Origin of the sequence: Roseimicrobium sp. ORNL1 (assembly GCF_011044495.1) — a bacterium.
Lineage (GTDB): Bacteria > Verrucomicrobiota > Verrucomicrobiia > Verrucomicrobiales > Verrucomicrobiaceae > Roseimicrobium.
Genome location: NZ_CP049143.1, coordinates 7,320,622 through 7,340,497 on the forward strand (window position 1 = coordinate 7,320,622; position 19,876 = coordinate 7,340,497).

Annotated in this window: 19 protein-coding genes; 6 read left to right on the forward strand and 13 right to left on the reverse strand. The window is 60.6% G+C overall.

Annotation, left to right across the window (positions count from 1 at the left end):
* Nucleotides 1-11 precede the first annotated feature (11 nt).
* Both G5S37_RS29530 and G5S37_RS29535 read right to left on the reverse strand, forming a co-directional pair.
* Nucleotides 12-656, reverse strand: coding sequence for a flavin reductase family protein (locus tag G5S37_RS29530; RefSeq protein WP_165209739.1), 645 nt, complete (start codon nucleotides 654-656; stop codon nucleotides 12-14).
* A 42-nt stretch (nucleotides 657-698) separates the two neighbouring features.
* Nucleotides 699-1,541 (reverse strand): hypothetical protein, encoded by an 843-nt coding sequence (locus G5S37_RS29535; RefSeq protein WP_165209742.1) that lies wholly within the window; start codon nucleotides 1,539-1,541, stop codon nucleotides 699-701.
* A gap of 134 nt (nucleotides 1,542-1,675) precedes the next feature.
* Here G5S37_RS29535 and G5S37_RS29540 point away from each other — a divergent pair, with 134 nt between their 5' ends.
* From G5S37_RS29540 to G5S37_RS29550, 3 genes are all read left to right on the forward strand, one after another.
* Nucleotides 1,676-2,011: a hypothetical protein gene (locus tag G5S37_RS29540; protein ID WP_165209745.1), complete on the forward strand. Its 336-nt coding sequence runs from the start codon at nucleotides 1,676-1,678 to the stop codon at nucleotides 2,009-2,011.
* A 63-nt stretch (nucleotides 2,012-2,074) separates the two neighbouring features.
* A complete protein-coding gene (locus G5S37_RS29545; RefSeq protein WP_165209748.1) occupies nucleotides 2,075-2,452 on the forward strand; it encodes a helix-turn-helix domain-containing protein in 378 nt (125 codons plus the stop codon).
* 459 nt (nucleotides 2,453-2,911) lie between these two features.
* Nucleotides 2,912-3,589, forward strand: a complete 678-nt coding sequence (locus G5S37_RS29550) for an NAD(P)H-dependent oxidoreductase (RefSeq protein ID WP_165209751.1) — start codon at nucleotides 2,912-2,914, stop codon at nucleotides 3,587-3,589.
* Between the two features lie 246 nt (nucleotides 3,590-3,835).
* Here G5S37_RS29550 and G5S37_RS29555 read toward each other — a convergent pair whose 3' ends face one another.
* Entirely contained in the window at nucleotides 3,836-4,843 is a 1,008-nt protein-coding gene (locus G5S37_RS29555; protein WP_165209754.1) for a ThuA domain-containing protein, read from the reverse strand.
* A gap of 183 nt (nucleotides 4,844-5,026) precedes the next feature.
* Between G5S37_RS29555 and G5S37_RS29560 the strand changes: the two genes are divergently transcribed.
* Nucleotides 5,027-5,497: a hypothetical protein gene (locus tag G5S37_RS29560; protein ID WP_165209757.1), complete on the forward strand. Its 471-nt coding sequence runs from the start codon at nucleotides 5,027-5,029 to the stop codon at nucleotides 5,495-5,497.
* Between the two features lie 89 nt (nucleotides 5,498-5,586).
* On the opposite strand, the gene G5S37_RS29565 is transcribed toward G5S37_RS29560, so the two are convergent.
* The 3 genes from G5S37_RS29565 to G5S37_RS29575 form a co-directional block, all read right to left on the reverse strand.
* Entirely contained in the window at nucleotides 5,587-6,906 is a 1,320-nt protein-coding gene (locus G5S37_RS29565) for a DUF1501 domain-containing protein (protein ID WP_165209760.1), read from the reverse strand.
* Nucleotides 6,907-6,928: 22 nt separating this feature from the next.
* Complete coding sequence (locus G5S37_RS29570) at nucleotides 6,929-9,280, reverse strand: DUF1549 domain-containing protein (protein ID WP_165209763.1); 2,352 nt, start codon at nucleotides 9,278-9,280, stop codon at nucleotides 6,929-6,931.
* 82 nt (nucleotides 9,281-9,362) lie between these two features.
* On the reverse strand, nucleotides 9,363-10,826 hold the full coding sequence (locus tag G5S37_RS29575; RefSeq protein ID WP_165209766.1) for a sulfatase-like hydrolase/transferase: 1,464 nt from the start codon (nucleotides 10,824-10,826) through the stop codon (nucleotides 9,363-9,365).
* 137 nt (nucleotides 10,827-10,963) lie between these two features.
* Here G5S37_RS29575 and G5S37_RS29580 point away from each other — a divergent pair, with 137 nt between their 5' ends.
* Nucleotides 10,964-11,914 (forward strand): hypothetical protein, encoded by a 951-nt coding sequence (locus G5S37_RS29580; RefSeq protein WP_165209769.1) that lies wholly within the window; start codon nucleotides 10,964-10,966, stop codon nucleotides 11,912-11,914.
* 232 nt (nucleotides 11,915-12,146) lie between these two features.
* Nucleotides 12,147-12,899, forward strand: a complete 753-nt coding sequence (locus tag G5S37_RS29585; protein ID WP_165209772.1) for an exodeoxyribonuclease III — start codon at nucleotides 12,147-12,149, stop codon at nucleotides 12,897-12,899.
* 22 nt (nucleotides 12,900-12,921) lie between these two features.
* Here the strand turns inward: G5S37_RS29585 and G5S37_RS29590 are convergent, their stop codons facing one another.
* The 7 genes from G5S37_RS29590 to G5S37_RS29620 all read right to left on the reverse strand — a co-directional run bounded on the left by G5S37_RS29590 (nucleotide 12,922) and on the right by G5S37_RS29620 (nucleotide 19,563).
* Nucleotides 12,922-13,449: a hypothetical protein gene (locus G5S37_RS29590; protein ID WP_165209775.1), complete on the reverse strand. Its 528-nt coding sequence runs from the start codon at nucleotides 13,447-13,449 to the stop codon at nucleotides 12,922-12,924.
* Between the two features lie 29 nt (nucleotides 13,450-13,478).
* The gene (locus tag G5S37_RS29595; RefSeq protein WP_165209778.1) at nucleotides 13,479-14,075 is read right to left on the reverse strand and encodes a hypothetical protein; all 597 of its coding nucleotides are present in this window, start codon (nucleotides 14,073-14,075) and stop codon (nucleotides 13,479-13,481) included.
* 80 nt (nucleotides 14,076-14,155) lie between these two features.
* Nucleotides 14,156-14,665, reverse strand: coding sequence for a hypothetical protein (locus tag G5S37_RS29600; protein WP_165209781.1), 510 nt, complete (start codon nucleotides 14,663-14,665; stop codon nucleotides 14,156-14,158).
* 92 nt (nucleotides 14,666-14,757) lie between these two features.
* Nucleotides 14,758-15,390 carry a hypothetical protein gene (locus G5S37_RS29605; RefSeq protein WP_165199484.1) on the reverse strand — a complete coding sequence of 211 codons (633 nt, stop codon included), beginning with the start codon at nucleotides 15,388-15,390 and terminating at the stop codon, nucleotides 14,758-14,760.
* Between the two features lie 480 nt (nucleotides 15,391-15,870).
* Nucleotides 15,871-17,244, reverse strand: coding sequence for a hypothetical protein (locus G5S37_RS29610; protein ID WP_206026207.1), 1,374 nt, complete (start codon nucleotides 17,242-17,244; stop codon nucleotides 15,871-15,873).
* 426 nt (nucleotides 17,245-17,670) lie between these two features.
* The gene (locus tag G5S37_RS29615) at nucleotides 17,671-17,907 is read right to left on the reverse strand and encodes a hypothetical protein (protein ID WP_206026208.1); all 237 of its coding nucleotides are present in this window, start codon (nucleotides 17,905-17,907) and stop codon (nucleotides 17,671-17,673) included.
* Between the two features lie 609 nt (nucleotides 17,908-18,516).
* On the reverse strand, nucleotides 18,517-19,563 hold the full coding sequence (locus tag G5S37_RS29620; RefSeq protein ID WP_165209790.1) for an NAD(P)-dependent alcohol dehydrogenase: 1,047 nt from the start codon (nucleotides 19,561-19,563) through the stop codon (nucleotides 18,517-18,519).
* Nucleotides 19,564-19,876 lie beyond the last annotated feature (313 nt).

Sequence of the window (19,876 nt, forward strand, 5' to 3'; positions counted from 1 at the left end):
GGCTGACCTGGCTACACCGGTCGCTTCATGGTGAAGAGCGAGTCCGGCGTGGCACGCAGGTACCACGCGCCACCGAGACGTGCGAGGTAGTCCACCTTGGTGGTGTCGATGCGGCCATCGCTCACCAGTTCGGAAGCCACATGAAACATGACGACTTCGCCGATGATGTAGTTCGCCGCGTCACCACCGCTTCCATGCGGCACGATCTGATGCAAGCGACACTCCAGTGCGAAGGGCGCCTCGGCCACGCGCGGTGGTTTCACTTTCAGCGAGGGCAGCGGAGTGAACCCACTCAGCGGCCACTCGCTCTCACCATGCGGCAGCGGCTTCGACGTGGCAGACATGCCGGGACCCATGGCGTGGCTCACGATGTGCACCACATACTCGCCGGTCTCCTGGATGTTGCGCAGCGTGTCCTTTGGCGTGCCGTCGTCCTTGGTATTCGGAGAAAAGCAGATGCTGGGAGGGTTCGCGCCACCAGCCATAAAGAAGGAGAAGGGCGCAAGGTTCGGCTTTCCGTCCTTCGAAAGCGTGGAGACAAACGCAATGGGCCGCGGCGCGACGGCGTGGATGAGCACATCATACGGATCCATCTCCGCACCGGGCGCAGCGGGATCGATGGCAAGGTGGCTAGCGGAATCGGGAGCAGCGGCCATGAAAATGCGGTGAATCGGTGAGCGTGTCGCGTCACCATTCACCTACGGATTGACCGCCCTGTCGAGACGCAGGCGTTCCAATTCCTGGCGGATGCTGGCGAGCTCGGAAAGGAGCGCGCTGCTCGCTCCCTGCGCGGCACGGTCCATGGACTGCGCGAGACGTTCCAGGCTGGCAATCTGCTCCCGGCGCAGGTCTTCGTCCTCCAGGGCGGCGAGACGCTTCTGCGCGAGTGCCGCCTGCTCCGTGCGACCTTCCTTGAGATACCACTCGAAATTGTGGCGCATGGCCACCTTCTCCGCCTCGCGATCATGCATGCCGGACAGGACAGCGCTGCGATAGTTGGCGATCGACGATTCCTGCGCGGCATAGTTCCGGTCGCCGTAGTTCAGCGAGCGGGAGGCATTCGCGATCAGCCAGCCGGCCTTGACCTGCTCTACGGTGACAGGACCGGTTGTGTCCAGCTCCACATCCGGCGCCACGCCGGCCTTGCGCTTCATCTCGGCCTGATCCACGCGAAGGCGTTCCTGTTCTGCATTGAAAATCGCATCCCGGTTCGCGGCCTCCGCGGCTTTCGTGTACTCCGCCGCTTTCTCGGGGTCATGCGGATAGTTCTTCCGCACGTCTTCGGGCAGTTCCCAGAATGCCACCTTGCTCACGCCGGTGTCATGCTGGAGCCGCAGCCCATCCGGCTCCACGGCAATGACTTTAGCATTCACAAACGTGCGGCCCTTCTCCGTGCGGAGGCTGGCGAAGGTCTGTGCTTGTGCCGGTGCAGGCGGTTCCGCTTCTGCTTCTGTTCCTTTGTCAGCGGGAAAGGCGTTGCCCGCTATCAAGGCGAGTGAGGAGACGCAAGCGAGGCGCGCAAAGGTACGGCGGATCGTCATGTCGGAGAGACGGTTGGGGGGAGTGGGGATATTCAATGAAATGTGCACGGAAGGCGATGAAATTCGTGGGCTCTGGAAGGCGTGGACGAGACGGAGCCTCTCGTGATAGGCTCGCATTGAATTCCTTGCTTCCCATGAAGCTCATTTCACGTCGCAATGCCAGGCAAGGCGGCTTCGTTCCCCTGGCCACCATCTACCTGATGGTGTTCCTTTTCGTGTACTCGATCTACCTGGGCATCCTCCTCCCCGTGGCCAACCGGTTGAAGCCCCCCGACTCCCCAGGCTGGTGGGCCATCGTGCTCGGTCCGTTTGCTGTGTGCCTCCTGGTCGTAAGTCCCTACAGCATGTGGTGCTGGCTCAAGGGAAAGGACGTCTCCACCTTAGGCAATGCCACCCTGCTGGTCTTTGCTCTGGAAGTGCTGTTCTTTCTTTTTGCCGTGGGAGCTACCATTTGGAGGAAGCTGACATAGGGATTGAAGGAATGGGACCAGCCCAGCAGCTTGTCACGACGGAGGATACGATTACTTTGCCCCATGAAGCCGCTCTCCTACTACGAGCAGAAGCATGACAGGTTGGCCGATGACTGCCCTGTGCGTGCGGCATTGGATGTCATCCGCGGCCGCTGGAAACCCTCCATTCTTTTTGAGCTGAAGACAGGCCGGAAACGTTTTTCGGATATTCAGTCCGCTCTGCCGGAAGTCACCGCCCAAGCGCTCACCGTGCAGCTCCGCCAACTTGAGGCGGACGGCATTGTGAACCGCAAGGTGTACGCTGAAGTGCCGCAGCGCGTGGAGTACTCCTTAAGCAAACACGGCCGCGCTCTTTCGAATGTGATGGATGCATTGGAGAAGTGGGGTATGGAGCATCAGGAAAGGGAGAGGCAGGCGGAGGCGGGTGCGGCTGCGTCATAGGGTGCGGCTGTGGGGTAGAGCGATTTAAGTTTTGAAGCTCTTCCTTTACGCCGAAGGCGTTGCACATTGTCCAGCCCAAGGTCAGCTTGCGAAGCAAGCGCCACCTTGGGGATGTGGAGGCAAGATGCCGAACGCTGAAAGCGTTCCACAAACGCGCCGCAGTAGGGAGGATGCAGCCATGGTTGGTCGCTTCTCTGTGGAACCCTTTCAGGGTTCAACTACCTCTGGGGCCAACCCAAGGTGGCGCCCGCTTTGCGGGCTGACCTTGGGCTGGACAATGTGCAACGCCTTCGGCGTAAAACTTCCTGAGTACAGGTAAACATGCTCGAAGCTACTCACGGACCAGGAAGACGCCTGCGCCTTCAAATGAAATGCGCAATGCCACCACTCACATTCCCGTGAGTCGCTCACAATCTTGCGACGAAGCAACTCTCTCACACGGGCTCATCGTGGGCCTGTATGAAGAAGAAACCACTGCTAGTCATCAATGCCAGCGGGCGCGTGACGCGCTCGGTCACCCGCCGCCTCACGAAGCACTTCTCTGAGGGATGGCTCGCGCGTCATCCAGATGCCACGATCGTGGATCGTGATGTGGGCACGCACCCGCCTTCGGCGATCACGGAGTCCTTCATCGCCGCCGCCTTCACGCCTGCTGCGGCGCGCACGCCGGAGATGCATCTCGAGCTCGCGCAAAGCGAGGCGATGATTCATGAACTCTTCGATGCGGAAGCGATCGTCATGGGTGTGCCCATGTACAACTTCGGCATGCCCGCGCAGCTCAAGGCGTACTTCGACCAGATCATCCGCGTGGGCCGCACCTTCAACTTCACCGGCGACGCGGAGCATCCCTATCAGCCTTTGATTCCTGCGAAACCACTCGTGCTGGTCACTTCCAACGGCACCGGCGGCTATGCTCCCGGTGAGCCGTATGAGCATCTGAACTTCCTGGAGCCGCATCTGGAAGCGCTGCTGCATTTCGTCGGCTTGTCGAACATCACGCTCGTGCGAGTGAACTTCGAGGAACACAAGGGTGAGGACTTTGAGCGATCGGTGGCTGAGGCGCAGGAGCAGCTGGATGGGATTCTGGGTGGTGGTGCGGTGTCTATGGCGGAACCGCTGAACGCTGTCGCGGCGTGAGGGTGGAAAGAGGGCGCTGCGGCCCTGGGAGCGCTGGCCTCTGGCCGGCGTAAGCGCGTCGCGCACAATACTCATCCACAAAATGTGGCGCCGGATCGTGGCCGACTTTCTCCGAAAGTCGTAGCGGTCAGTACTACCTCCAAGGCCAGCTATTCACCTCCGACAAAACAAAAAAGGACGGCAGCGCGTGCTGCCGTCCTTTGAACTTCAGAATCTCTCGCGAAGGGACTCGCGAGGTACGTTGGACTACTCCACCGTCGGATTTGGCTCCGCGCTGCCATCAGCCAGGCCGAGGGCCCACTTGATACCACCGAGGATGTGGGCCTGGTACTGCTTCGCGGTTTCGACCGGATTCACGCGGCCCTTCAACTCAGGGTCGGCGCTCCAGAGGTCTTCGCGGTGACCGAGGCTGGTGTAGAACACGCGGCCTTTGCCCGGTGTGCGCACCCAGGATACGGGGAAGTACTTCTTGTCCGCGGCATCGTTCGGGTGGTGGCGCAGATGCCAGATGGAGCGCACCTTGCTGCGGTCCTGGTTCTTGATGATGTACATCTCTTCCTGCTTCAGATTCCAGGTGTCACCGATTTCCGCATTGGCGGGGTGCTTCTTGTCCGCCGCCACGAGGTCCGCAGGCACCTGTGCTTTGTGCGTTTCGAATTCACCCTGGAGCATGTCGATGTACCCCGGGAACTGGTGGAAGGTGTCGCTGGCGGAATGCATACCGATGAAGGCGTGGCCGTCTTCGATCCACTTGATGAAGCCTTCCTTGTCCGGCAGAGGCAGCATGCCGGTCGTGTTTGCGAAGATCACGGCGTCGATGCCCTTGGCCTTGAGATTGTCTGGGCTGAGCTTGGCAAGGGACTCGGCCATCTTCGTGTCGAGCTCGGCCTGCGCAGCCTTGGCCTGGGCTTCCACCTCAGGGGTCCACTTGGCCATCTGGGCGTTGAAGCCTTCCATGTCCTTCGCGTACTTGGCCTTCGCCTTGTCATCCGCATCGGCGGCCAGGTCCTTGGGCTTGTTCGGTTTCTTGGGCACGGTCACGTCAGGCTGCTGGCAATAGTCCACCACCTTGAAGGCGCCGGACTTCTCGCCGAGTTCAGCGATGGTCTTTTCCGCAAACGGAATGGAGCTGTGGCGGAAACCCGCCGTGGTGGTGACAACAATGACCTTCTTGGGCTCAGCGGCCTTGGACGACTGCACGGGCAGCACGATGGCCCCGGCAAGAAGCAGGAGGAGGGAGGTACGACGTAGCATTTGATTACGGGGGATGACGGGATGTACTGACCCGCGCCAGTCAGAGAGCTGGAGCGGGTGGAGACATACGGAAAGACGGGCGACTAGCTTCCAAAATTAGGCGAGGTAGCGGTCAAAAGCGCCTCGCGAGCCTGCGGAATCCATGGCAGGAGGTTCTGCTCGCAGCCTGCGCCTCTTCCTTTCATGACCCGGACCCTGCAATTCTTCCGCACTCGATGTCTCGACTGCAATGCGGACTTCGCGATGCCTGCACTTCCGGATATGAGCTATGGCCAGTTCATCTGGTCGGGTGAGCGCGGCATTGGATTCGCGTACTTTGACGCCTGCGACAGCTCCATCTTCGAACACATCAAGTCGGTGATGAAGAGGGCCGTGGGATATCCAACATCTCCCACCCACGAGGACACAGATCGCTTCCATTTCGTGGTCGCTGGGTGTGCCCGAAAGATTGAAGGACAGCAACTGGTACCCCACCATGTCTGCCCCACTTGCAGGTCGCGGAACGTGTCGCCGGATGACAACGAGCCGGTGGCAGACTGCCAGGTGGAAGACGCGTCCTATGATGAGTTCCTGGCCAAACCAGCGTTGGAGCAGATCCTGATTGTGACCATCCTATGCAACAAGTGGTCTAAAAAGCGCCGCTCCAACCTGTGAGGTGATGCACAAAAACAAAAAGGGGCGGCATCCCCCGATGCCGCCCCTGCTTTCTGTCGATGGTCCGCCGCCTGAGACGGGCATCGGCATCAAGCAAATATGTCGACAAGGGGTTGCCCCTTGTCCGCGATGGTGAATGGACGCTTGCTGGGTGAGTACACCACTTGATCCAGCGGCAGGCCCAAGGCGTAGGCGATGGTCGCGTTGAACTGTGGGATCTCCACCTTGTTCTCGATGACTTCACGACCTTCCTTGTCCGTCTTGCCGTAGACATAACCACCCTTCACGCCGCCGCCGGCCATGATGCCGGAGAAGGCCTTCGGGTAGTGGTCACGGCCGACATTCACATTGATGTCGGGCGTGCGGCCGAATTCGGAAGTCACCACCACGAGCGTTTCCTCAAGAAGGCCACGCGAATTCAGGTCGCTGAGCAGGCTGGCGAGCGCCTTGTCCAGCACATCGCAAAGTTCCGGCACGCGTACGAAGTTGGCATTGTGCGTGTCCCAGCCACCGAGCGAGACTTCCACGAAACGCACCCCACGCTCCACGAGACGGCGGGCAAGAAGGCAACCCTGGCCGAAGGGCTCGGCGCCGTAGCTCTTGCGGGTCTCTTCATTTTCCTCGGTGAGGTCGAAGGCCTTGAGGTCTTCGCTCTTCATCATGGTCATCGCGTGGTCGTACATGTCCGTGTACGCCTTCACATTGCGATGCGGGAAGGTGTTCCGGAAATCCTTGTCGAGTTCATCGGCCAGGGACATGCGGGCGGCAAAGCGGTCCTCGGACAGGCCCTTCTGCACGCGCACGTTCTTGATGCCGTTCTCCGGATTGTTGACGAAGAGCGGATTGTAGCTCGCAGCCAGGAAGCCGGCGCCGGGGTGGCGGCTGTCATTGCCGATGAAGACGCTCTTCGGCAGCGTGCTGTTTCCAGTAGAGGGCTGGAAGGCGGTGAGCCACGAACCCATGGCGGGGTGGCGGATGGTGCCACGCAGCGTGTAGCTGGTGTGCATCATGTAGTTCCCCTGCTCATGCGCACCCTGCGTGGAGGTGAGCGAGTTCACCACACTGACGTGATGCATCTGCTGTGCGGTGAGCGGAAGGTACTCCGAAATGCGCACGCCGTCCGCGCTGGTCTTGATGGGCTTGGTGGGACCGGCGGTTTCCACGCCTTCCTTCACATCCCAAGTGTCCAGGTGCGTCTGGCCGCCGGACATGTAGAGGTAGATCACGTTCTTGGCCGTGGCCACCTGCTTGCCTTTGAAGGCGCCTTCAAAGGGTGCGGCCTGCGCCTTGTTCGTGAAGACGGAGGGAAGCAGTCCCACCCCGAGCAGCGTGCTCGCGGTACGGGCGGCGAACTGACGGCGCGACAGTTGGTCGCCACGGAGGAGGCTGGACTGAAGGGCGGTGCTCATGGCTTTTGCGAGGGTGAGGGGCTTACTGAATGAAGATGAACTGCTGCGTGTTGATCAACGCGTAGATCAGATCGGAGATATCGAGGCCGGCATCGGAGCTCTGGGCCTTGTTCCAGATTTCGAGTTCCCGGGGCGTGGGCTTGCGGGTGAGCAGGGTCATGTAGATGGCTTCCACCTTGTCATCCGGATAGGGCGCCTTGTTCACCGTGAGCATGAGCTGCGAGTAGCGCTCCATGATGCCGGGCAGAAGCTGGCTGTTCATCATGGCCAGGGCCTGGGGCACGGAGGCATCATAGTTCGCGTTCTCAATGGTCTCGCGGTCGCTCTGGCCAAACTCACGCAGGTAGTGGCCGCGAGGAGCGGGCGATTCGATTTCCGCGGCTCGCAGCCAGTTGCGCATCTGGCCCACGCGGTAGTTCGCATAGCCCTTCCGCTCCTTCTCAGGGATGCCGTAGTACACGGCTTCCTGCATGAGCTCATCGAGCTGCTTCTGGCGCTCTGCCTTCACCTGCTCGTCGGTCTTCTCGGGCTTGTCGTAGCCGGGAATCTTGATGCGGTCCGCGTTCATGTCGGTGCTCGCGATCATGCCGCCGTTCATCATCATGGAGCTGTCCGAGGAAGCCACGACGGGGTCGCCGGGTTTGTCCGAAGTCTTCGCGCCACCCACGCTCGCGGCGAGCTTCTTCACGGCGGGCAGGTAGACCTGGTTGTTCACCTCCTGCCGGGCCAGACGCTGGAGGTCGCTCACCTTGCGGCTGAGTTCCTTGGCGGTCTGCTTGTCGTCATTAGCGCGGGCGTCGGCGATCTTCTTCTGCAGTTCCTTCACCTGGTCGGACTGCTCGCGATACTTCACGGCGGCCAGTTGCGCGCCCTTCAGCATTTCCTCGGGCGTGAGTTCGTTCAGCGCGTCACCCAGCTTCTTGGCAGCCAGCACGCGACGCTCACCAGCTTCGCGGGTGGGCAGGTTCGGCATGTCCGGCGTGGGATTGATGAGGGCCACGAAGGAATCCCACATCTGCTCCGCGCTCATGCGACGCAAGACGGGACCGGTGAAATGGTAGGTCACGCCCGCGGGGATTTCCTCCCGCGTCACGGCACGCTGGTAGGCGCGGGTGTTCAGCAGCACGCGGAGATAGGCCTTCAGGTCATACTCGTTGCTCACCATGAGCTTCTCCAGCTGCTTCATGAGCTCCGGATTCATGGGGACGGTGCCTTCCATGAGTTCATCCACCGGCTCGATCTGGCCGAGGCCGAAGACCCTCTTCCAAAGACGGTTCGCAATCACGGTGGTGAAGCGGGGATTCTCCGGCGAGGTCATCCACTTGGCGAAGGCATCAAGCTTCTTTTCACCGGGAGCGGCCTTCAGCTCGTGACCCATCATGGTGGAGGCGGAGACCACGGACTTCGGCTTGGCATCCGTGTACTGGTAGTCGTGCGGCAGGCGGAGTTCGCGCTTCGTATTGAAGCTCACCGAGGTGTAGCGCAGGCTGTTGCGCACATCGCCCAGCACTTCCTCCACGGGGCGCATCTCTTTGCGCTTCGCTTCGCTGGCAACACGGGCCTGCTTGCCCATCTCCTCCATCTTGTCCTTGTAGGCCTTCCTCTCCTCCGGCGTCATGTTCTTTGTAGGGGGCGCCAGCTTGAACTTGTCGCGCTCGGCCTGGATCTCCTTGTTCATCATGTCGCGCGCGGCGACCTGCGTGGGACCGTAGTAGTCATTCGTCTCCACGCCATAGGTGAAGGCCGCCATCTGGTAGAACTGCATCTGCGACCACTTGTCGAACGGATGATTGTGGCACTGGGCGCACTCGATGCGGGTGCCGAGGAAGACACGCACGGTATTCGCCAGGTTGTCCAGTGGCATGCCACGGTCGCGCATGTAGTAGCCAATCGCGCCGGAGTCCCAGGCATCTCCCTCTGCGGAAACCATTTCCTGCACGAACTTATCCCACGGCTTGTTCTGACGCAGGCTGTCCTTGATGTAATTCGTATATGCCGTGCCGGTGATGCCCCCTGCCTGGCCGTTCGACTGGGCGCGCAGGATATCAGCCAGATAATTGTACATGTGCTGCACATAACCCTCGCTCGCCAGCAGGCGGTCGATGAGCTTCGTGCGCTTGTCCTTGTCCGTGGAACTCAGGAACTCCTCCGCCTCACGATGGGTGGGAATGCGGCCCACGACATCCAGATAAATGCGGCGCAGGAAAACATCATCGCTGATCGCGGGATTTCCCTGGAGCTTGTTGGCCTTCCAGTCCTTTTCCAGGATGGCATCAATCTCCCGGGCAGCCTGTTGGGCATCGGGCTTGGCGGCCTGCAGGGTGAGCGAACCGAGCAGGACCACAAGGGGGGTAATCAACGAGGGCCTTTTCATGGCTAAGATCATTAACGACCGTCATCATTAGGATTTATCACAAATAATGCCCCGAATTTGGTGAATAAGCTTTCAGCCCAATTCAGGGTTTCTCCGTGTAATCTCCCCCGTTCAGGCTTTTTGCCACGGACTCCAGCCAGCGCTCCAGGGCTTCCTGCATTTCAGGCACGCGCTCAGGCTGCTCCGCCAGCAGGACGCGGCTCTCATCAGGATCATTGGCGAGGTCATACAACTCCCAGCTCACATTGCCGGTCTGCGGGTCCTCCATGCGATGCAGCTTCCAGTTTCCGTCCAGCCAAGCCGCGTGACCAGGATACTTCTGCGGCGCGAAGTGCTCTTTGATCACTGCCGCGTCCGTGAAGGCCTGTGGCTCGGGCGTTGGATCGCGACCTTCTTTCTCCGCCGCCATCTGCTCTTCCATCCACTGCTTCGCCGGCGTGCCGATGCCTTTGATGGGCGAATCCCAGAAACCAATGGGCTGCGTGCGCTTCTTCTGCGCGCCCTCCAGCAGCGGGAGCAGGCTGATGCCATCCAGCGGGCGTGACTTGTCCGGCTCTATCTCGACGATATCCAGCAGCGTGGGGAAGATATCGCTGGTCACGCATGGCTGAGTGATGACCTTCGGCTCGGGGAACTTCGCAGGCCACTCCAGCAGCGCGGGCACGGCGAGGCCGCCTTCATACACATCACCCTTGTTGCCTCGTCGGCCACCCGTGGAGCCGATTTTCGGGAGCGCGCCATTGTCGCTGCAGTACCACAGCAGGGTGTTCTTGCGCAGGCCAAGTTCCTTCAAGGTGCCGCGCAACTTTCCGAAGGCGCGATCCATCGCGGTGATCTCGCCGTAGAAGTCCTGCACATTCTTCGGTTGGTCCGCGTAAAGCGCGCGGTCGGCATCGAGGGCCTGGTGCGGATTGTGCGGCGAGCCGAACCACACCACGGCGAAGAAGCGCTGCTCCTTCTCCACGCTGTCCTTGATGAACTGGATGGCGAGATCCGCCGTGATGTCCGAGCTGTCTCCCTGGAACTGCGTGGCCTTCCCGCGATCACTCAAGATGGGATCGAGATCGAAGAAGTTCGGCGAGGACACCCACGCATCGAACCCCTGCGCGCCGGGAGTGGTGGGCTGGTCTTTGCGCACGGAGCCGAGGTGCCACTTGCCGAAATGCCCGGTGCGATAGTCCGCGGGTTTCAACGCTTCTGCGAGGGTAGTCTCCTGCGGTCGCAACGGCCAGCCCCACTGGAAGACACCATAACGATTCGGCGTGCGCCCGGTGAGCACGCTGCCACGCGTGGGTGAGCACACAGGAGCCGCGGCGTGGAAGTTGTCGAACCGCACGCCCTCCTTCGCCAGGGCATCGAAGTTCGGCGTCTTCAGGTGCGGATGCCCGTTGTACGCCATGTCGCCCCAGCCCTGATCATCGGCCATCACGAGGACGATGTTCGGCAGGGCGTCCGCGGCGCGAGCGGCGGTGGAGACGGTCGCAGCAAGAACACCGGCAAAAACGGTAGCCACAGCGCAAGTCAGGCGGCGAAGGCAGATGAGCATGAGGCCAAGCTACCGCAGGCGCTCCCTCTGAGGCAATGCCGCAGTGCACGCGGAAAGGAAAACTCTCGCCACTTGCAACCGCCTGCAACCCGGAGGCGTCTCCATCGTTTCAAGAGCGAACCCCCACCCGTCCCCACATGCCTTCCTTCCTGACCCCCCGTTTCGCCGCCCTCGCCTCTGCCGGCGCCCTGCTGTTCCTGCATGCCGGCGCGGCAGTCAGCCATGCGGAGGGCATTGCCAAGACCTCCGCCACCACCGGCAGTGCGGCGACGGCTGCCATCGCGGGCCAGCGCGTGTTTGTCTGCGCGCACAGTTTCATGATCTACACGGCGAAGCTGCTTCCACCCATGGCGCAGGCAGCGGGCATCGCCCATGTGAATGCGGGCCAACAGATGATTGGCGGCTCCAAGGTCATCCAGCATTGGGACCTGCCCGATGACAAGAACCGCGCCAAGGAAGCCCTGCGCTCCGGCAACGTGGATGTCATCACGCTCTCGCCTCATATCCTCATGCCCGACCCGGGCATCACGAACTTCACCAAGCTCGGTCTGGAGAAGAATCCTCACCTGCGCGTGCTGCTGCAGGCCTCCTGGCCCGCGCGCGATGGGCATCCGGAAAAAGGCTTCCAGAACGCGGAGCGCGATGCCCTGACCCTGGAAGGTCTGAACCAGATGCGAGCTGACCATCGCACCCTCTGGCTCGCCAAGCTCGAGGACCAGGTGCGCTCGCTCAATACCGAAGCCGGACATGATGCGGTGCACATCGTCCCCGTGAGTGATGCCGTGTTCGCCCTGCGCGAGCAGGTCATCAAGGGTACGGCACCGGGCATCTCGAAGCAGTCCGCGCTCTTCCGGGATCCACTGGGCCATCCGCAGGAGGTGCTCGCCACGCTGGTGACCTATTGCCACTTTGCCACCATCTACCAGCGCACCCCCGAAGGCCTGCCCGTGCCGGAGCAACTCAAGGAACAACCGCAGGCGGAGGCATTGAACAAACTGCTGCAGAAGCTGGCGTGGGAAGCGGTGGTGAACTATCCGCTCAGTGGGGTGAAAGTGGAGGGCGTTTCCACCACCTCGCAGCGGAGCTAGTCCTTCACGCGCGGCAGCGAGATAGTGGCCGAGTTTCTCCGAAACTCGCTGCACTCTTAATGCGTCGAGGACGTATCAACTCCTGACCGCTTTTCATGAGTTCTGCACCATGTCTTTTGGATGTGCATCATGGACAACATCCACGTGCAGCGAGTTTCGGAGAAACTCGGCCACTTTCCTTGAGCAACACCGCCATTGACCTCCGCCCCCTCCCCGCGCATCTGTTTCCCAGATGAAATTCACCTCCTTTAACGTGAACGGCGTGCGCGCGGCGATGGACAAGGGCCTGCGCGACTACCTGACTTCCTGCGACGCCGATGTGATCTGCCTTCAGGAGGTGAAGGCCCTGCAAGACCAGGCCGACCTGACGTTCCTCAAGGACTACGAGGTGCTCTGGAATCCCGCGGTGAAGAAGGGCTACTCCGGCACCGCGGTGCTCACCCGCATCCCGCCGAAGACCCATGTGCTCGGTGTGGGCATGCCGGAGCATGACAACGAAGGCCGCGTGATCACGGCGGAGTTCCCGGACTTCTACCTCGTGAATGTCTACACGCCGAACGCGCAGGAACAGCTCAAGCGCCTGCCCTATCGCCTGAAGTGGGACGCGGACTTCCGCACGTATCTCAAGCGGCTGGAACAGACCAAGCCCGTTTTCTCCTGCGGTGACTTCAACGTGGCGCATGAGGAAATCGACATCGCGCGACCGAAGGAGAACAGGAAGAATCCCGGCTTCAGCGATGAAGAACGCGCCAGCTTCAGCGAACTGCTGAACGCCGGCTTCATCGATACCTTCCGCGAACTGGAGAAAGGCGCGCATCACTACTCCTGGTGGAGCTACCGCGCCAATGCCCGCGCGAACAACGTGGGTTGGAGAATCGACTACTGGCTCATGTCCCAGGCGCTGCGCCCGAAGCTGAAGGCGGCGCGCATCCGTCCGGATATCTACGGCTCGGACCATTGTCCGGTGGAGCTGGAGATTGGGTGATGGTCGAACTCTGCTGTCCTCTTTACAACGAGTAGCTGGGTCGATGGCCAGCTGGCAGGAATGGGTCTGGGGGCTCATTGGAGAATTGACCAGGCAGACCCCTGAGCCAATCCTGCGCCTTCTTGAGCCACGTGCGATGGTCCTTACCCTCGTAGTCGATGAGCAGTCGATCTTTGGTGGTGTAAAGTTTGTATCCCGACAGTTCCGCCAAGTGTCGTGCATGTTCCACGGCGGTCGTGTCCTCATCGAGCTGCCACGAGATGGTGCGATCTCGTAAATCAATGCCTTCGACAAAGACGATGCTGTGACCCTCGCCCTTCTGCAAAAGCCGGTCACACAGGTCAGCATAAATCACTTCGGGTGATGCCCCGTCCCATTCGCTCTTTCCCACTTTGACTTTCGACAGCCGGTCATAGGCTCGTGAATCGGCAGCCGGCACCCAGAGAATGAGCGCAACGGCAGTAAATAAGACCGCGACCGTGCAGCCCATGAGCATACGACCTGAGAGAAATTTCCCGCCCAAATAGCCCTTGTGGTGTTTTTCCATCATGGAGACGACGGAGCCCTGAACGGGTCCACCTAGGTGGAGGATGAACTTGGCGCTGGAGCCGGGAGCGATGGTACGGAAGGGGCCAGGCCTGAAGGCGCTCCCAAGGAGGCAAAAGGATCTGCCGGGTCGGACCGAGACCAAAATCTCTTCCACTTATAGGGCAGTGTGTATCTCACCCAGTCGCGGAACTCTCTCCGCCATGACCTGGATGGCGGCGGCACGGGGGTGGACGAAGAATAGCATCCTCGAATATCAATGGTGATGCCCTCCTCTGTGCCGTACATGCGGGCATCTGACAATTCAGAGATATATCTGGCGCAGTCCGCCACCGAAACCGCATCAAGTTCCATCGAAATGGTGCCACTTCCAAACTGGGTTGTCTCAGGAATAAACAGGCGCAAGTGCGTCTGCCCCTCCTTTTCAAGCTGGGCATTGACCGCCGCGACCGCTTCCCGGGCGGTCGCTCCACTCAAACTGATCGGGCCTATGTTGACCTTCGCAAGTTTCAGGAACGAGCGTTCCTCAGGCAATGGCATCCAGATCAGCACGGCAAAGGTTACCACGACTGCCAGCGTCACCGCCGCAATCGCTACCACAGTGATAGAGAGTCTGCGTGGCTTCGCCATTCCGCCAGTGATGCAGAATTTTACATGGCTGTCACCTGCCTTCTCTTGCTCGATGGTGGTGAATCACCCGACGCAACGACTCAAGGCGTCGCAAATGGATCCGACACCGATGGCTCCGGCTTCTTCCGGAAGTAGCCCGGCACATCCGTGGTCACCCAGGAGCGGAAACTCTTGCGCCAGGAGGCCTCGCCATAGCGGGGGCCGTGGGCAAAGCTATCAATCACCAGTCCGTCAGGCGTCGCAAAGACGCCACTGCCGCTCAGCTCCGCGATGTACTTCGCACATTCCGTGGCGGAGATGGGATGATCGAGATCCAGGGACAACGTGATGTCATGATAAGGCTCCTGCCGCTCGGCGAGCTTCACACGGTAAAGACTCTTGTTGGCCTTCTCCACCTGCGCATTCAACTCCGCCACCGCTGTCCTGGCGGAGACATTCTCCCACTTCACCGGGCCGACCTTCACCTTCGACAACTCATTGAAGATGCGCTCCTCCGGAAGGGGCACCAGAAATGCCATGGCAAACCCCACCGCCAGCCCCGCCACCGTGGCGGTCACGGGGATGAACGGAGCCCTGCTGCTGCTTGGCATGAACGGAGCAAATCAGAAATGGTGACGCTTGTCACCAATCCATTCACAGGCCTGGGACGGATTGGAGATTGAATGTAATTCCACTTCACAGGTCAGGGCGCGCCCGCAGGCGCAAACGGGTCTGCCCCGGCAGGTGGAGCAGGAGAAGGGCTTGGCGCTGTGCCCGGCGCTGCGGCGGGAGTCCCCGGCGCTGGCGTCGGATTCAAGTTCGAATTCACAAAGGCCTCCCAGAGGTTCGAGGTGTTGCGTTCCACCCAAAGGCGGGCCCGTATCCGCCAGGGGAGATCTCCCACGGGAATATCGCAACCACGCATCTGCTCAAAAGTGAGCCCTGCCTGCGAGCCAGACATGCGCGCATAAGACAAATCACACAGGTACCAAGCACAATCCGCCACCGTCAGGTCAGGAAGATCCATGATGATCGTGGACGACGTCATGGCAGTATAGTCCTTTGAAACAAACAGGCGCAGATCCGTTTCACCCTTTTTCTCCAACCGCGCATTCACGTCAGCCACCGCTTCCTCAAGCGTGATCCCTGACCAGCGAATGGGGCCAATGTGCACCTGCGACAGCTCGGTGATCGCCCGCCTGAATGCCTCCTCGGCCCGCCTCTGAGCCAGTTCTTTCGGGGTGGGAAGCCATATCACCAGCACCAGCGTGATGATCAACACGACCATCGTCGTGATGACCAGGGCTGTCGTACTGAACCGTCGAGATTTTGCCATCGTGATATCGTGGCAGAAGGCACCGGCGTTGTCATCACCATCTCATCCATCTTGTTGCACGCGGGTCCTGAGCTTCTGCATCGCGCCCTGAAGGGGCACAGGAATCCAGCCCAGGGTTAGGGAGCCTTGGCGACCGACACCCTGGGTGGTGTATCATGATGTATTCGACTCTGAAAGAGTCGCGGAGTCGTCGAATAGCACTTATGGTATGGCAGACCATTTCGTCGCTCTCCGCGACCCCTTCATCAGGGTCGGATGATTTTTTGATGCTGACCCAGGGTGTCGGTCGCTTAGGCTCCTTAACCCTGGGCTGGGTTCCTGCGCCCTTCAGGCTGCAACCTCGGGCACCTTGGGCAGGCACCCATTGGTCAGCCTATTTTACAAGCTGCAATGGGATCAGGGCTCTCCGCCCCATCTCACCTCCGTGTCTCTGTGGCTCCGTGACTCTGTGTTGAAATCGAGCGCGTGTTCCCGCATCCCTCAACGGCTCACCTTGGCCGGGTAAATTCCGACCTTCGGATCACAGGCGAGCACCTCGTCGCCTCGCCAATCCAGTTGGAACTTGCGATGGCTGATGGGCATCTCCTCGACCGTCTGCCGCTCCGGCAGGTCATGGCTCAGTGCGATGACGCTCCCAGCAGTGACAGCCTCCTTCGCCATGACCACATAGGCTCCCTCCCACCGAAGTGGCAGTGGCACAGGCTTGTCATCGATCGACAGCCGTACGGACTCGCGTGAGGCCCATCCTGGAACACGCATGCGGATCATCGACGGCTCCTTCACAGTGACGCTGAGCGTGGCATCGCGATCACGCCTCGAACGCACGGCAATGGCGGTGGTATCGATATCGAAATGCAAGTTCACGGAATGGCTGCCATCCGTGCCCGTGGTGACGATGTTCTGATGGAAGTCCGCCAGCGAATGCAGCACGGCGGCGAACACATCCAGAATAGCCCCGTAGCCAAAGGGGTGACTGTAGACGCCCCATGCTCCATCACGGCGCGGGTTCTTTGCGTCGGCGATTTGCGAAGGGAAAAGACGAGCGCGAATCAGGCGCTCCACATCATCAAGCAGGTCCACCTGTCCGGCCCGCAGTGCGAGCCAGAGCGCGATCTGGGCGACATCGCCGCAGCTCGCATGCTCGCCGATGGGATCGCCTTCCTTGTCGGGAAAACGTATCTTCCCCTGATCATGCGGCGTCCAACCGGAATGGCTGATGGACGTACCCCAAAGGCCATGGCGATAGGTCCCGGCCACGGCATTCACATAGGTCTTGTCACCAGTCGCAAGGCCGTACAGCAGCAGACCTCGCAGCGTGCCACAATAGGAATGCGTGTGGCCCACATGCGTGGGATCGAGTAGTTCCGCGCGCACCTTGCCTGAGGGATCGATGCTCTGGCGCAAATGCACTTCAGCGAGGCGCCCGGCAAGCTCGAGCGCACGCGGATCACCCGTGGCTTCATGGAACCACACGATGCTCTCAATCGCCCGGCCGGTGGTGGCCGTCGCATTGAACCACTGGCCCGCAGGGGAGCTCTGCGCACACAGCGGGTCTTTCGTCAGTGGCTTTCCAGTGCGTTCGGCGAGCTTTGCGTAGTCCATCTGGCCGTCCGCCTCCAGCAGGCTGTGCATGGTCTCAACGAGCTTCTGACCCTGCTGCAGCGCCCAGTCGCTTTTGCGGTGACGCACAAGGGCGGTGTAGGCGAGCATCGACTCCCGCAGGTTGTGCGGCTGGCACGAGGTGCTGCCCAGCAGTGCGGCAGCATTGTCCGACAGTGTCTGCACATTTTTCAGCATCGCCGTCTCCGCGTATTCCGGGATGCGCACTCCGGTCGCGGCCTCGTAGCGGAGCATCGCGTCCCACCAGCGACCACTATCGTGCCCCAGCTCCCACCCGCCTGTAGGAAGGTACTGCTGATCCCGATTCAGCCAGGAAAGGCAACACTTCGCCCCCCGATCCATCGCCCTGCGCAGAGGATCCATTTGCGCTGACCCCGTCGCGGTGTCTGTGTCTGCGGCACCGGACCACGAGCGCAAGGCCGCGGCCGAAGCAGTTGTGACCGCAAGTTGCTGGACGAATTTCCGGCGGGTGAAGCGTGGGACGTGCATGGCAGGTTGGCTTAACGATTTTGGGAGGCGTGTTCTCTCTGTGCCGGCATGTAAGACGACACACTCGCCACGGACTTCACCATGCTCCTCACATGCGAATGAGCAGGGGCGCCATACCCTCCAGCAACGTGCACTCCAGGGCGATGGCAGAGACCCATCCCACCGGTCTGGTTATGACTTGTCTTGTCGCAATGTCTTCCAAATCTCCCGGATGGCCACTGACGAGAGAGCATCATGGCTCATGGGTTCGTCGCTGGCTTCCACCAGCTTGCGGCAGCGGAGGCAAAGCCCGGGGAATTGGCCGCCACGGAACGCATTCCTCAGGAACATGCCAAAGGAGTGGTGGCAGAAAATGAGCTCCGTCTCAGGAATCGCCCGGAGCGTCTCGCGATCTTCCGGCGTCATCATGCGCAGAATCCGCCAGATATCGTACCGCACGAGTAGATCCAATAACCACCGCATGAACATGGAGCAACGCTAGCTGCGAGAACGGTGCAGGGTCAAGGGTGGTGTAATCATGATTCCTCCCATTCATTCTGGTTCAACAAGCTGGCTCGGCGACTTTATGCAACGGAGCCCCAGATACCTGCATCGCGCCCGGAAGGGGCGCAGGAGTCCAGCCCAGGGTTAGGGAGCTTCAAGCGACCGACACCCTGGGTGGTGTATCAGGATGTATTCGACTCTGAAAGAGTCGCGGAGTCGTCGATTAGCCGTGATGGCATTGCAGACCATTCCCTTGCTCTCCACGACCCTTTCAGGGTCGGATGATTTTTTGATGCCGACCCAGGGTGTCAGTCGCTAAGGCTCCTTAACCCTGGGCTGGGCTCCTACAGTCCTTCAGACTGCAGCTTCGGGGCATCTTGGAGGTTCCAATTTGTCAGCCTATTTCACAAGCATCCCAAGGATCAGGGGCACTCCTGCCCCTATTCCTATGGTCTGCCATCACCACTCTGCCTCGCCCTTCTCTCAGGATCACCACCCACCGTCCCACCGCTCACTGTCCTACCGTCGCACCGGCTACTTCAGCGACTTCATATCAATCACGAACCGGTACTTCACATCGCTCTTCAGCAGGCGGTCATACGCGGTGTTGATGTAGTCCATGTTGATCATCTCAATCTCGGACGTGATGCCGTGCTGACCGCAGAAGTCGAGCATCTCCTGCGTCTCTGCGATGCCGCCAATGCCGGAACCTGACAGGCTGCGACGACCCATCAGCAGGGGGAAAGCCGCCACGGGCAGCGGATGCTCCGGAGCACCCACCAGGGTGATGTTGCCATCCACCTTCAGCAGGTTGAGGTACTCATTGATGTCATGCTGCGCGGACACGCAGTCGAGGATGAAATCGAAGCTGCGTGCGTGGGCTTTCATCTCATCGGCGTTCTTCGAAACAACCACTTCATCCGCGCCGAGGCGTTTCGCGTCCTCCGCCTTTCCGGGAGACGTGGTGAAGAGCACCGTATGCGCGCCCAGGGCATGGGCAAACTTCACCCCCATGTGGCCCAGACCGCCCAGGCCCACGATGCCCACCTTCTGTCCCTTGCCTACCTTCCAGTGATGCAGCGGCGAGTACGTGGTGATACCCGCGCAAAGCAGCGGCGCCACGGCCGCGAGATCCAGGTTCGCAGGCACATGCAGGACGAAGGCCTCATCCACCACGATGCTGTCCGAGTATCCGCCAAAGGTCTGGGCTCCGGAGTGCTTGTCCGGGCCATTGTAGGTGAAGACGGGGCCTACATCACAGTACTGCTCCAACCCGCGGTCGCAGCTCGGACACTTGCGGCACGAGTCCACCATGCAGCCCACCGCCGCGAGGTCGCCCTCCTTGAACTTCGTGACATGCGCGCCCACCTTCGTCACACGACCCACGATCTCATGCCCCGGCACACAAGGGTAGATGGTGTTGTGCCACTCATTCCTCACCTGGTGCAGGTCCGAGTGGCACACGCCGCAGTAGAGAATCTCAATCGCCACATCATGCGGCAGCGGATCACGACGCTCGAAGTTGAACGGGCCAAGCTTGTCAGCAGCAGCGTGAGAGGCGTAACCAAGAGTCGCTTTCATAAGGGGAAAAGGAAGTTGGCGGTTGTTGAGCGTGGTTTGCAGTCGTTGAGCCGTTGTTTGTGAGGGCTCCCCTGAGGAAGCGTGTAGAGTGCAATGGCCCAGACTGCTTTACGCGTCCGACCCCGAGGGCGTGCGTGACAAATGTGGGAAAGTGGGGGGCTGAGGGGCGCAGCCCCTGCAATGGAGCGCGGACACTCTTGTCCGCCACCCCTGACGCTCCACCTCAACTCACCTTGCAGGCAAGGCCGCGTGCCATCAGCAGCTTTTGACCCGCGACATCGATCGATCCCCACGCCAAAGTCGGAAGCAAAGC

What these genes read in the sequence shown, in the direction of transcription:
- G5S37_RS29570 (WP_165209763.1), bottom strand. Translation starts at nt 9,280, where the DNA reads ATGAAAAGGCCCTCGTTGATTACCCCCCTTGTGGTCCTGCTCGGTTCG.
- G5S37_RS29560 (WP_165209757.1), top strand. Translation starts at nt 5,027, where the DNA reads ATGACCCGGACCCTGCAATTCTTCCGCACTCGATGTCTCGACTGCAAT.
- G5S37_RS29575 (WP_165209766.1), bottom strand. Translation starts at nt 10,826, where the DNA reads ATGCTCATCTGCCTTCGCCGCCTGACTTGCGCTGTGGCTACCGTTTTT.
- G5S37_RS29595 (WP_165209778.1), bottom strand. Translation starts at nt 14,075, where the DNA reads ATGGCGAAGCCACGCAGACTCTCTATCACTGTGGTAGCGATTGCGGCG.
- G5S37_RS29610 (WP_206026207.1), bottom strand. Translation starts at nt 17,244, where the DNA reads ATGCTCCGCTACGAGGCCGCGACCGGAGTGCGCATCCCGGAATACGCG.
- G5S37_RS29565 (WP_165209760.1), bottom strand. Translation starts at nt 6,906, where the DNA reads ATGAGCACCGCCCTTCAGTCCAGCCTCCTCCGTGGCGACCAACTGTCG.
- G5S37_RS29535 (WP_165209742.1), bottom strand. Translation starts at nt 1,541, where the DNA reads ATGACGATCCGCCGTACCTTTGCGCGCCTCGCTTGCGTCTCCTCACTC.
- G5S37_RS29585 (WP_165209772.1), top strand. Translation starts at nt 12,147, where the DNA reads ATGAAATTCACCTCCTTTAACGTGAACGGCGTGCGCGCGGCGATGGAC.
- G5S37_RS29530 (WP_165209739.1), bottom strand. Translation starts at nt 656, where the DNA reads ATGGCCGCTGCTCCCGATTCCGCTAGCCACCTTGCCATCGATCCCGCT.
- G5S37_RS29620 (WP_165209790.1), bottom strand. Translation starts at nt 19,563, where the DNA reads ATGAAAGCGACTCTTGGTTACGCCTCTCACGCTGCTGCTGACAAGCTT.
- G5S37_RS29545 (WP_165209748.1), top strand. Translation starts at nt 2,075, where the DNA reads ATGAAGCCGCTCTCCTACTACGAGCAGAAGCATGACAGGTTGGCCGAT.
- G5S37_RS29555 (WP_165209754.1), bottom strand. Translation starts at nt 4,843, where the DNA reads ATGCTACGTCGTACCTCCCTCCTCCTGCTTCTTGCCGGGGCCATCGTG.
- G5S37_RS29605 (WP_165199484.1), bottom strand. Translation starts at nt 15,390, where the DNA reads ATGGCAAAATCTCGACGGTTCAGTACGACAGCCCTGGTCATCACGACG.
- G5S37_RS29550 (WP_165209751.1), top strand. Translation starts at nt 2,912, where the DNA reads ATGAAGAAGAAACCACTGCTAGTCATCAATGCCAGCGGGCGCGTGACG.
- G5S37_RS29615 (WP_206026208.1), bottom strand. Translation starts at nt 17,907, where the DNA reads ATGATGACGCCGGAAGATCGCGAGACGCTCCGGGCGATTCCTGAGACG.
- G5S37_RS29590 (WP_165209775.1), bottom strand. Translation starts at nt 13,449, where the DNA reads ATGATGGAAAAACACCACAAGGGCTATTTGGGCGGGAAATTTCTCTCA.
- G5S37_RS29600 (WP_165209781.1), bottom strand. Translation starts at nt 14,665, where the DNA reads ATGCCAAGCAGCAGCAGGGCTCCGTTCATCCCCGTGACCGCCACGGTG.
- G5S37_RS29580 (WP_165209769.1), top strand. Translation starts at nt 10,964, where the DNA reads ATGCCTTCCTTCCTGACCCCCCGTTTCGCCGCCCTCGCCTCTGCCGGC.
- G5S37_RS29540 (WP_165209745.1), top strand. Translation starts at nt 1,676, where the DNA reads ATGAAGCTCATTTCACGTCGCAATGCCAGGCAAGGCGGCTTCGTTCCC.